This is a genomic window from Pantoea sp. SORGH_AS_0659 (genome assembly GCF_031453915.1).
GTDB lineage: Bacteria > Pseudomonadota > Gammaproteobacteria > Enterobacterales > Enterobacteriaceae > Pantoea > Pantoea leporis.
Window position 1 is genome coordinate 739271 of the sequence record NZ_JAVJAK010000001.1, and the last position, 11343, is coordinate 750613.

The 11343-nt window shown below is 54.0% G+C and carries 12 protein-coding genes; 2 read left to right on the top strand and 10 right to left on the bottom strand.

What is annotated here, in order from left to right:
• Window positions 1-219 precede the first annotated feature (219 nt).
• Genes Q3H59_RS03645 through Q3H59_RS03655 form a run of 3 tightly spaced genes read right to left on the bottom strand, consistent with a single transcriptional unit; the run spans window position 220 to window position 1472 of the window.
• Window positions 220-711, bottom strand: a complete 492-nt coding sequence (locus Q3H59_RS03645) for a type VI secretion system tube protein TssD (RefSeq protein ID WP_309833285.1) — start codon at window positions 709-711, stop codon at window positions 220-222.
• Window position 712: 1 nt separating this feature from the next.
• Entirely contained in the window at window positions 713-976 is a 264-nt protein-coding gene (locus Q3H59_RS03650; RefSeq protein WP_309833287.1) for a hypothetical protein, read from the bottom strand.
• Window positions 954-1472: a DUF2778 domain-containing protein gene (locus tag Q3H59_RS03655; RefSeq protein ID WP_222185473.1), complete on the bottom strand. Its 519-nt coding sequence runs from the start codon at window positions 1470-1472 to the stop codon at window positions 954-956. Before Q3H59_RS03655 ends, Q3H59_RS03650 begins: the two co-directional genes overlap by 23 nt.
• 360 nt (window positions 1473-1832) lie before the next feature.
• On the opposite strand from Q3H59_RS03655, the gene Q3H59_RS03660 reads away from it, so the two are divergent.
• Window positions 1833-2291 (top strand): GNAT family N-acetyltransferase, encoded by a 459-nt coding sequence (locus tag Q3H59_RS03660; protein ID WP_192412095.1) that lies wholly within the window; start codon window positions 1833-1835, stop codon window positions 2289-2291.
• A 6-nt stretch (window positions 2292-2297) separates the two neighbouring features.
• Here the strand turns inward: Q3H59_RS03660 and Q3H59_RS03665 are convergent, their stop codons facing one another.
• The 7 genes from Q3H59_RS03665 to Q3H59_RS03695 all read right to left on the bottom strand — a co-directional run bounded on the left by Q3H59_RS03665 (window position 2298) and on the right by Q3H59_RS03695 (window position 10252).
• Window positions 2298-4340 (bottom strand): pyridoxamine 5'-phosphate oxidase family protein, encoded by a 2043-nt coding sequence (locus Q3H59_RS03665; RefSeq protein WP_192412094.1) that lies wholly within the window; start codon window positions 4338-4340, stop codon window positions 2298-2300.
• Window positions 4341-4350: 10 nt separating this feature from the next.
• Window positions 4351-4968, bottom strand: coding sequence for a glutathione S-transferase family protein (locus Q3H59_RS03670; RefSeq protein WP_192236345.1), 618 nt, complete (start codon window positions 4966-4968; stop codon window positions 4351-4353).
• A 129-nt stretch (window positions 4969-5097) separates the two neighbouring features.
• A complete protein-coding gene (locus Q3H59_RS03675) occupies window positions 5098-5610 on the bottom strand; it encodes a ferritin-like domain-containing protein (protein ID WP_137386456.1) in 513 nt (170 codons plus the stop codon).
• A 58-nt stretch (window positions 5611-5668) separates the two neighbouring features.
• On the bottom strand, window positions 5669-5851 hold the full coding sequence (locus Q3H59_RS03680) for a general stress protein (RefSeq protein ID WP_110867269.1): 183 nt from the start codon (window positions 5849-5851) through the stop codon (window positions 5669-5671).
• A 415-nt stretch (window positions 5852-6266) separates the two neighbouring features.
• Complete coding sequence (locus tag Q3H59_RS03685; protein ID WP_309833298.1) at window positions 6267-7673, bottom strand: MFS transporter; 1407 nt, start codon at window positions 7671-7673, stop codon at window positions 6267-6269.
• A gap of 161 nt (window positions 7674-7834) precedes the next feature.
• Complete coding sequence (locus Q3H59_RS03690; RefSeq protein ID WP_192412092.1) at window positions 7835-8923, bottom strand: tartrate dehydrogenase; 1089 nt, start codon at window positions 8921-8923, stop codon at window positions 7835-7837.
• Between the two features lie 18 nt (window positions 8924-8941).
• A complete protein-coding gene (locus Q3H59_RS03695; protein WP_101761864.1) occupies window positions 8942-10252 on the bottom strand; it encodes an MFS transporter in 1311 nt (436 codons plus the stop codon).
• 130 nt (window positions 10253-10382) lie between these two features.
• Here Q3H59_RS03695 and Q3H59_RS03700 point away from each other — a divergent pair, with 130 nt between their 5' ends.
• Window positions 10383-11291 (top strand): LysR family transcriptional regulator, encoded by a 909-nt coding sequence (locus Q3H59_RS03700; RefSeq protein ID WP_192412091.1) that lies wholly within the window; start codon window positions 10383-10385, stop codon window positions 11289-11291.
• The last annotated feature ends 52 nt before the right edge of the window (window positions 11292-11343 follow it).

The following is an 11343-nucleotide window of genomic DNA, read 5'->3' on the forward strand; positions in this document are numbered from 1 at the left end:
CACAACAATCAAAGCGGAAAAAATTAACACTTACACACGGGGATTGAAAATCCCCGTGTCCGTGGTTCGATTCCGCGTCCGGGCACCAACATTCTGAAAACCCAGCTTATGGCTGGGTTTTTGCTTTTCTGGGTTTCATCACTCTTCATACAACCTTGCGACGATTACGGCTCGATGCGGTGATTGAGTCTCAGTATCTCAAAAGCAGGAAAGGTTGTTCTAAGCGGTTGGACGCTCGTTCCATGCATCCGTGTACTGGATGTTGCCATCCACAATTCGCCACGTGATTTTTTCATACTGCAAACTGACGCTTTCCGTATGGTTTAGTTTGTCATTGCCTGCAAGCTTCACATTTGCCACGCCGCAGTTAACGCCGGTGACTTTCACGTTTTCCATCAGCACTATGTAATAGCAAACCTCCTGGCCAGCATCGCTAATGTTATAGAAGCGAAGTTCAGCGCTTTTTAGCGTCTGCCCGGTGGCTGCTGCCTTGTACAGATAAGGCGTGGAGCTATCCACTTCTTTCTCAATCATCATTGATGAATGCTGGCGCGTACCGGTGATCCTACCGTTAGATCCGTCTACTGGCAGGTTAATGCCGTGGCTCATGCCGATAATTTCAATGCTGCCTTCACGGCCGTGAACATCGACAGATCCTCGAATATCTGCGCCACCATCATCTTTAAGCCACATATACGGAGGGATTGGCATTTTACTTGCTCCTTATTTTTTTGATTAACTTCATGGTTATTAAGTAAACAGCCGTGGCAATGGGCACCACGGTGACTACATCAATGTAGAAATAGGCGTCGTAGAGAGTTTCAATGTTGGATTCGCCGCTTATTAACACGGCAACCTTTCGTGCGAAATTCTGTGAGATGTAGGTTTCAGCGCCACCGAGCGATCTGCCCACAGCCAGCGTTATTAGTATGAAGAAAACGCATTTTGCGACCCTACGGGCAAGTGTTTGAGCCATTGGCTACAACCTCAATTAATCCTCGGGCCATCAGCGAAGGCTTGCCTGGCACGGGCACCATTAATGTGTTCATAAACGCCTGGCGGATACGCGCATAATCGGAGTTGTGGGGAATGGTGATGCAACCTTCTGACACGGTTCCCGGATGAAGCCGGAACAGTTCGCGGCGCACGCCCTCATACCATGTCTCGTCGTCAATGGCTGCATCCTCCCGATAGAGTGCAAACCATTCACTTCGGCCAAAGGCCACGCCTTTCGTGTACTTGTTCCAGGCGTCCTGTAATTCCGCCTTTCGCTTACCAAAGAAACCACCCGCGCCGCGGTCGACAACCCAGTATTTCCCGGGTGGCAATGGGCCGTCACCCGAAACTGCGCCGCATCCACCTCGATTTCGATAAGCGCCGTTACCAGAAAACGCCATGAAAACGCCGACGCCATAGATGTTTAATGGTGCGTAATCCGCGCCGTTCAGAATAAGTGTTCCATTCAATGCCATCGTTCCCTCATTAACCATGTAATAACCGTGGGTGATAGTAACAATGAATGGAATATAGTGCCAAAAATTGTTAGGGATTCTTATGGGTTGATCTAACGTTTTGAACTAATGTTTTTTTTGAATGGCGTAGTTTTTATTTTTTTTATTTAATATAAAACAGTTGGATATAAGTATTTATCTCTAAAATTTGTTTGATAAAATCAGCACTGCCAATTGAATTATTGATAAGCCTGTAAAAAGGTTAACTCCAGAAATCAGCCTTACCACAGCAGCTATGTCCAAATAAAGAATCGCTTGTCGCCCACAACAATCCTTCATAAATTCTTTCACACCCCAACAAAATTAACGTAGGCCGCAGAGATGAGTGAGTTCGTCGTAGAAGAGTGGAACAAAGAGGGTTATTTGATCAGCACGGACGAAAATAAACTGGACCTCGCCGCCATACACCGTTATCTCACCACTTCGACATGGGCAGCAGGCATTGATGAAGAGACGGTCAATGCTTCGATACAAAACAGTCTTAACTTTGGTCTTTACCATCAGGGCGAACAGATTGGCTTTGCGCGGTTAATCACGGATTACGCCACCTTCGCTTATCTGTGCGATGTTTACGTGCTCGACGCGTATCAGGGAAACGGCCTGGCACGCTGGTTGATGGCGTGCATTCATGCGCATCCGGTTTTTGCGCGGCTGCGCAGAATTACGCTGTTCACCAGCACGGCGCCGTGGCTGTATGAAAAGTTTGGCTATCAACCGGTTAACCAGCCGAATTACGCGTGGACGATTACCCGGCCTGAGATCTACAAAAACAAAGCGTGATAAATCTCACAGCGCCAGCTGAATCGCCTGCACCTCATCCTCCTGCTGCGCCGGCCGCGCGCAGCAGATCAGCACTTCATCATCCGCCACTTGCGCGCTCGGTGGCGTTGGGTAAGTCACCGCGCCTTGCAGCAGTTTGGTTTTACAGCTGCCGCAATGTCCGGCGCGACAGCTGTACGCTGGGCTCAGGCCACGCGCTTCAGCCAGCTCAAGCAGCGAACCGGTATCCGGCGTCCAACGCGCCTCTTTCAGTGAATCCATGAACTTCACCGGCACCGATTGGGTTGCTATCGGCAACAGCGGTTTTGCTTCTTTAACAATATCGTTGGTGCGCTGCAGCGACGATGGCCCAAAGGCTTCGGCGTGAATGCGATCGTCGGCGATATTCAAGGCGCGCAGCCCGTCGTACAGCGCCTGGGTAAATTGCGGCGGACCGCACAGATAGAAGTCGTAATCGTTAAACGGCAGCACCCGCGAGAGCAGCGCCATATCGATGCGGCCGGCAAAATCGTAATCAACATCCGGTTCTGCATCCGCCGTCTGGCTTAGCACGCGCACCAGTTTCACCGCGCCGTGCGCCGCCGCCAGCAACTGGTCGAGTTCGCGCACAAAAGGGCGCTCGGCTTTGCTGCGCGCCGACTGGAACAGAAACGTAGGGCGCAGGCGCTGTTTGCGCACTCCTTCGTATATCAGATGTCGCAGCATCGCCAGCATCGGCGTGATGCCCACGCCAGCGGCAAGCAGCACCGCCGGACGCGGTTCGCTGGCGTCGAGAGTAAAATCACCCGCCGGCGCACGCGCTTCCAGCGTATCTCCGGTGTGGAGATGATCGTGCAGGTAACGCGAAACCGCGCCATCGCGCTTGACGCTGATGCGGTAAAAATTCTCCGATGGCGCGACCGAAAGCGTGTAGGCGCGCATCAGCGGCTTATCCGTACCGGGCAACTGCAGGCGAATCGGCAGATGTTGACCGGCCAGATGCGGCAACAGACCCGCGCCATCATCCGGCACTAAATGAAACGAGCGGATCGTGGCGCTCTCATCCACCACCTTAATCACCTTGAACGGACGCCAGCGCGAAGCCAGATCTGCTGCACGCAGGCGTTCGGCGGCGGCTTGCCAGTCGCCGGTCATCAGCGAACTGGGTGCGACGCCATCCGGCGGCGTTAACCAGCGTAAGGCGAGGGCGGCACGACGACGCACGATACGGCGCGCACGAAACGTCCACAGCCGCTCGGCACCCTGAAAGGCGGCGATCTCGGGCGAGTCGAGAATCACTTCGGCATCGCCGCTCAGTTGCAGCGTGTCGCCGCTGGCGTAATCAACAAACAGCAATCCCGCTTTGCCATTCTGGTGAATGTTGCCCAGCGTGGAGAAAAACAGATTGCCGTTGAAGTCGGGAATGGTCAGCAGGCCATCTTCACTGACGCGCACGAAACCCGGTTTACCACCGCGATGCGAGGCATCAACCTGGCGTTCGGCATAGCTGGCGACGTAAAAGGTATCCGCCGCGCCGATGCTGGCGCGCGCGGCATCATCCAGCGCGCTCAGGGTTTCCACCTCACCGCGATAAGGTTCGGCGGGAGGATGTGCAAAGTGAAAGTCACGCAGCTGGATATAGCGCGGGCAGTTGCCAAAACTCTGTTCCACCTGCACGCGAAAACCAGCGCCAATCGCCTGCAGCACGCCGTTCATGCGGTTACGTCGCCGCGTATGCAGTTCGATGCCCAGCAGCCCAATCGGCGCGCCATCCTGCATGCCCGCCGCCGCGGGATCGCCTTGATGCGGACGCGCCTCGATATCCAGCGTGGTGGCATTCGGCGAGAAGATAAAACCGGGTTGGCCTTCCAGCAGCGTGGCCCACGCATCGCCGTGCGCATCCACGCTGCCCGCCACAATAAACGGCAGCTGCGCGTAGAAGTCGCGGTGTTGATCGGGCATGTGATCGCGGATCACGCGCTGGCCGACGTCCGCCATGCGCTCCGCCACACCCGCCTGTTGCTGAAGCGCAATTTCACCCTGATGCCAAACCGGTAGTTTCTTGCTCATGATGGTGGACTCAGGCGATGCTGCGCAGGCCAGCCGCAGTTTGAGGGAAGGGCACAAAGCCCGGCAGCGCTTCGATGCGACGCAACAGCGCGTTCACCGCCGGATAGCCGGAGAGATCGACATTGCCTTCTGGCGCACCCACGATATAGCTGTACTGCGCAACGTCGGCAATAGTCGGGCGATCGCCAACCAGCCATTCACGGCCTTCAAGATGCTGCTCAATGCGTGACAGCACCAGATGCGCGCGGGCAATCACCTCTTCAGGATTGAACGGGCGGCCAAACACGGTAATCAAACGCGCCGCGGCTGGACCAAAGGCGATATCACCGGCTGCCACGGTGAGCCAGCGCTGTACCGCCGCCGCGCCCTGCGCATCTTCCGGCAACCATTCGCTGCGACCGCTTTTCTTCGCCAGATAGACCAGAATGGCGTTGGAATCGGCAATAAACACGCCGTCATCTTCCAGCACCGGCACCTGACCAAACGGATTCATGGCGAGGAATTCCGGCGTTTTGTTTTCGCCAGATTTGAGATCAACATCGATGACTTCATGCGGTAAATCCAGCAGCGACAGGAACAGACGTGCGCGGTGAGCATGACCAGAAAGCGGGAAGTGATAGAGTTTCATGTTGCGGTTCCTTAGGTGTTGCTCGGGATAATCCCGAGCCTTGCCATAAGGTTCGCACAGACAATTTAGCGGCAGAATAGCCGGGTTAGCGAAGTCATTGTTGCGAAAAATGGAAGAATCGTGCCGGAGCTACTTCTTAGCTTCCACGCCTGGCGTAGCGGAGCGAATCAAATACTGTTCGGTCACGTCCGGCAAATGCGTCAAGGTCCAGTCGGCCATGGCGATTTCCTGCTCGCGGATGCGCGAGAAGATATCGGCACTTTCGTGATCGTTGAGATGCTGCGCCGCCGCAATCAGTGAGGTGTAGCTGGCAATCTCAAGGTGCTCAAACACGTGGCCGCTGATCGCGCCTTTCACCACTTCATCTTCCACCATCACGCCGCCAATCGACTGACCGAAAGCGGAGATTTTGCCGGCGAGATCTTTCAATACCGATTGAGAAGTGGAGTAGCGATCGATCACGCTCTGCACCAGCGTCTGATGTTCACGGGTCTCAACAATATGCTGTTCGATACGCAGTTTAAGGTCGGGATAGTGTTCAAGGCGCGAGGCCATTTTTTCCAGCATGCTTTCAGCCTGTTTTTCCATGGCATGGGCATCTTTTACCCAATCGAGAAAGTGCTCTTCGCTGTTGTGGCTCATAATATTTTCCTGACAAATAAATAAAAGGAGATTGCGGCTGTTGCCGAATTACCGGCCGTTATGCGGGAGATTTATCGACGACTCGACGGCTTTTTTTACCGCCTTTTCGTCCCGCTTCAATCGCACGCTCTGGATTATTACGAAAATTGCCGCCGCTTAATTGGCCGCCTTTTTTACCCGCTTCGCGGGCTCTTTCCGGGTCCATGGCAAAATTGCCAGAACCGCCACGTGGTGTTGTCATAATGAATACCTCAGATAAAGGGGATAACGCATATTTCATTTGCTACTTAAGGTTAGCCCTAAAAGCCAAACGTACAACCAATTGCAATTAGGAATTATCCTAAGATGGTTGAAATCGTTAAGTTATTTTACATACTTAAAATAATTTGATTTGGCAAAAAAGATAATTAAAGCTTCGCGATTAATGGGTGAGAGAAAATAATTGACCGCTGCGCTTATAACTTTTTTCTCTTCCAACGTGATGAAATAAATTAACATTCCTGATGCTTTTATTTATTTCTCAAACAGAGAGTGGCGACCAGATCATTAGCCATAATCTTAAAAGGGGTTTAATAAATATAAATGCTAATAAAAAAGGGATTATTTTAAGCGAAGCGCACTATTTCTGCTTTTTAACCATAAATAGTGCGTTGGGATTATTTTACCAGCACCTGCGCACCGGCGTTTTTCTCCAGTCGCATTACGTCAAACAGCGACAGCAGCACCAACAGCGCCACACCGGCGAAGGCGATATGAATATCGCTTTGCGCAATTTCGCTATGCTCCTGCCACAACATGGATGCGCGCAGGAACAGCGCCGCCAGCGCAATACCCGCGCTCATGCTGAACTGGAAGAAGATGCTGAACACCACCGAGGCATCGCTCATCTTGTTTTGCGGCACATCGGCGAAGCCCAGGCTGTTGTAGCAGCTGAACTGCAGCGAGCGCGACAGCCCGCCAACAAACAGAATCGCGGCAATCGCGAAGTAGCCCAGCGACGGATTGAGCAGCAAGCAGCCGAGCATCGCCGCAAGGCTGATCATGCCATTGAACATCAGCACGCGACGAAAGCCCCAGCGCTTCATCAACCAGGTTGTCGCTGGCTTCATCGCCAGGTTTCCGGCAAATACCCACAGCACCATCGCACCGGCCTGCGCCGCGCTCCAGCCAAAGCCAAGCTGAAACAGCAACGGCAGCAAATAGGGCACCGCGTTGATCGAGGCGCGGAACAACGAGCCGCCAATCACCGCATTACGGAAGGTGGCAATTTTCATCGCGCTAAACGGCAGCAGCGGCTGCGCATGGCGGAAGCTGTGGCGATACGCCAGCCAGCTGCACAGCATGCCCAGCAGCAGCAACGGAATGCCAAAACTGAGATGCATCTGTCCCAGCGCTTCCAGCGCGATAATTAATGAGGTGCAGGCGGTGGCGGTAAGCACAAAGCCGCGCACATCAAACGGCCGCCGCTGTTCGCTTTTAAACTGCGGCACCAGATAAGCGGTGGCGATAATGGCGAGGATGCCGAGCGGAATATTGAGCCAGAAAATCCACGGCCAATGCCCGTAAGTAACAATCAATCCGCCCAGCGGCGGGCCAAGCACCGGCGCAATCAAACCCGGCCAGGTAATAAAGGCGATGGTCTTCACCATGTCCTTTTTCTCCGTGACGCGCAGCACTACCATGCGACCGACCGGCACCATCATCGCGCCGCCAATCCCTTGCAGAATGCGACTCAGCGTGAACGTCGGCAGCGTGTCGCTCAAGCCGCAAAGGATCGAGGCGAGGGTGAAAATCAGGATGGCGCTGGCGAATATCGTGCGCGCGCCAAAGCGCTCCGCCAGCCAGCCGCTCATCGGAATGAACACCGCCACCGCCAGTAAATACGCGCTGACGCCAATGTTCAGCGCTACCGGGCTGGAGGCGAAGTCGCGCGCCATCTGCGGAATCGCGGTGGTGATCACCGTGGCATCGAGGTTTTCCATAAAGAAGGTCACGGCAACCAACAACGCTAACAGCAGGGTGCGATGGGAATTCGGTCGGGCTTCTCTGCCTGAGTCGATCATGCGAGGTCCTGCGAAAACAGAAGGATGCAAAGACTTTTAATGAAAAGCGCAGCAGGTGCAAATCAAAATCACAGAATGCATGAGTCGTAGCGGCGCAATTCATTGCGCGATAAATCGCGCCGCTAAGCAATGTGCGATGACAGGATGCGCACTGGATAAAATCAGATGGCTTCTGCCACAGTAGCTTTTGCCTCAATAAACTCCACCACCGCACGCGTTACCTCAGCGGTATTCGCCGTGCCGCCGACATCCGGTGTCAAAATGCCCTGAGCGCAGACATATTCAATACCTTGCATAATCAGCGCCGCAGCATCCCGCTCGCCGAGATGCTCCAGCATCTGCACCGCCGTCCAGAACGTGGCGATCGGGTTGGCGATGCCTTTGCCGGTGATATCAAACGCCGAGCCGTGAATCGGTTCGAACATCGACGGGAAGCGACGTTCAGGATCGATATTGGCGGTGGGCGCCACGCCCAAACTGCCCGCCAGCGCTCCGGCCAGATCCGACAAAATATCGGCGTGCAGATTGGTGGCGACAATGGTATCGAGGCTCTGCGGATGCAGCGTCATGCGATGCGTCATCGCATCCACCAGCATTTTGTCCCACTGCACATCCGGGAACTCCTGCGCCACTTCGGCGGCAATCTCATCCCACATCACCATGCCGTGACGCTGGGCGTTGGATTTGGTCACCACCGTCAGCAGCTTGCGTGGGCGTGACTGCGCCAGTTTGAAGGCATAACGCATTATGCGCGTCACGCCAACGCGGGTGAAGATCGCCACTTCGGTGCCGACTTCTTCCGGCAAACCACGATGCGCGCGCCCACCATTACCGGAATATTCGCCTTCTGAGTTTTCCCGCACAATCACCCAGTCGAGATCGCCGGGGCCGCGATTGCGCAGCGGCGAGGTGACGCCCGGCAGAATTTTGGTCGGACGCACGTTGGCGTACTGGTCAAAGCCCTGACAAATTGGCAAACGCAAACCCCACAGCGTGATGTGATCCGGCACGTCGGGCGCGCCGACCGCACCAAAGTAAATCGCATCAAACGTCTTCAGCGTTTGCAGGCCATCTTCCGGCATCATTACGCCGTGTTGCTTGTAGTAATCCGAGCCCCAGTCAAAGGTTTGCACCGTAAACGTCAGCTGCGGATCGCGGCGCGTCAAGGCGTGCAGCACGGCAACGCCAGCAGAGATCACTTCCGGGCCAATACCATCCGCAGGAATCGCGGCAATTGAGTAGTTACGCATGATGTTTCTCCAGTTAGGTCAATGTGTATGAGGATGAGCAAGCTCTGCGGGATGCGGTGTTTTGCCGCGGGCAGAGAGAATCAGAACTACAATCGCCGATAGCACCAGCAGCCCGGCAACAAAATAGAGTCCCCACGTATAGCTGCCCGTTTGCTGACGGATCACGCCAATCATCATCGGGCCGACAAAACCGCCAAGGTTGCCGATAGAGTTGATGGTGGCGATGCCCGCGGCCGCCGCGGGACCGCTCAGGAACAGCGTCGGCATGCTCCACAGCGGCGGTTTGGAGGCGCTGATGCCGACGGTGACCAGCGTCAGGGCGATAATCACCGTAAACAGCGTGCTGACGTTCCCGGCATAAATCAGTCCGGCAGCCGCCAGCAAACAGGCACCGATAACATGCCAGCTGCGCTCTTTGGTGCGGTCCGAATGGCGCGCCCACAGAATCATGCCGATCACGCCCAGTACCGCCGGGAAGGCGTTGAGGAAACCAATTTCTATTGAGGACGCGCCGAAGCTGCGGATGATTTGCGGTGACCAAATGCCCAACGTGTACAAGCCTGCGGATGTGCCGAAATAGACCAGCGCCAGCGCTAACACACGCTTATCGGCCAGTCCGCGCCAGGCGCTGCTGTGGCTTTGATTGGCCGCGCGCGCCTGTTCTTCGGCCTGCATGGTCTTTTCCAGCCACGCCCGTTCTTCATCGGTGAGCCACTTGGCTTTCGCCGGGCGATCGGTGAGGTAAAACAGCACCACGATGCCGAATATCAGTGCCGGTATCGCTTCCAGCACAAACATCCATTGCCAACCGGCGTAGCCAAGCAGGCCATGCATCTCCAGTAATGCGGCGGAAATGGGCGAACCTAACGCAGTGGAAAGTGGGGCCGCAGCCATAAAGATGGCGGTGACCTGCGCACGTTTTGCCGCCGGGAACCAGTAGCTGAGATAGAGGATGATGCCGGGGAAGAAACCGGCTTCTGCCACGCCAAGCAGAAAGCGCAGCAGGTAGAAGCTGGTGGTGCCCTGCACAAATGCCATGCAGCCGGAAACCAATCCCCATGTGATCATGACGCGCGCAATCCAGATGCGGGCGCCGACTTTATGCAGAATTAAATTCGACGGTACTTCAAACAGAAAATAACCGAGGAAAAAGATTCCAGCGCCAAAGCCAAATACCGTGGGCGAGAAACCTAAATCCTGATTCATAGTTAATGCAGCAAAACCAATATTGACGCGATCGAGAAAAGCGATGAAGTAGAGCAGCATGATGAAGGGCACAATGCGTAACGTCACTTTACGCATCACCCTTTTTTCGAGGTGAGAGTTCATATTAAAGTGCTCCAGATTGTGTAGGGTGGTGTTATTTTTTTGTAATCGAGTTCAGTATGCAGTTTTGCTTTGGCTTATCATCAGATGTGGATTATATAAACTATTTGCATAATCAGCGGGTGAGGGGAATGTGGATATAAATCAATTGCGTTGCTTTATTGCGGTCGGTAAAGAACTGCATTTTGGCCGCGCCGCACAAAAGATGGAAATGATGCCTGCGTCACTTTCTCGCTTCATTCGTTTACTGGAAGAGGACCTCGGCGTGCGTCTGTTAAATCGATCGACGCGTAATGTTTCATTAACTGCCGAAGGCGCGCTCTTTTTTGACGACGCCAGCAAATTAATCGATCAATTTGATGCGCTGGCGAAACGTTTTAAAGTGGGATTAAAAGATGAACGCCGCACATTACGTATTGGTGCGATTGATAGTGCCGCGCGTGGGTTAGTTCCGGCGTTACTTAATTTATTTGTTCCGCTGCATCCGCACAGCGATATTCATATTATTGAAGACAAAACCATTAATTTAATTCCGAAATTAAAGTCGGGTTGGCTGGATATGATTTTTATTCGCGAGCCGCAAAGTATTGATGCGTCATTAGCGGTGCGCTTTATCACGCGCGAAAGCTGCGTGCTGGCGGTGCCGATTCAGCATGCGCTGGCGGCTCGTGAACGGGTGGCGGTGGCTGATTTTCAACACGAAGCGATGATCATTCCAGACCGGCGCACACGCCCGCACAGTCACGATCTCACCATGAGCCTGTTTAAACTGGCGGGATTCACGCCGCACATCGCGCAGTTTGCCGAAGAGAAACAAACCATCCTGAGCCTGGTTGCTGCGGGGCTGGGATTGGCGGTGGTGCCCGCCTCGTATCGCACCATGAACAGCGACAGCGTTAGCTATATTGCGCTGGATCTGCCGGAGCAGATTAAAGGATTGCCATTGAGCATTGCCTGGCAGAAGGGCAACGAAGATAGTTTTCTACTGGATATGCTGCGTTTGTTGCGTGAGCATCATGGCGAGTTGACGGAGAATTTGTGATAAAAATATTTTTAAACTCAAATGTAATTTAAGAGAAACATAAGGTCTTATT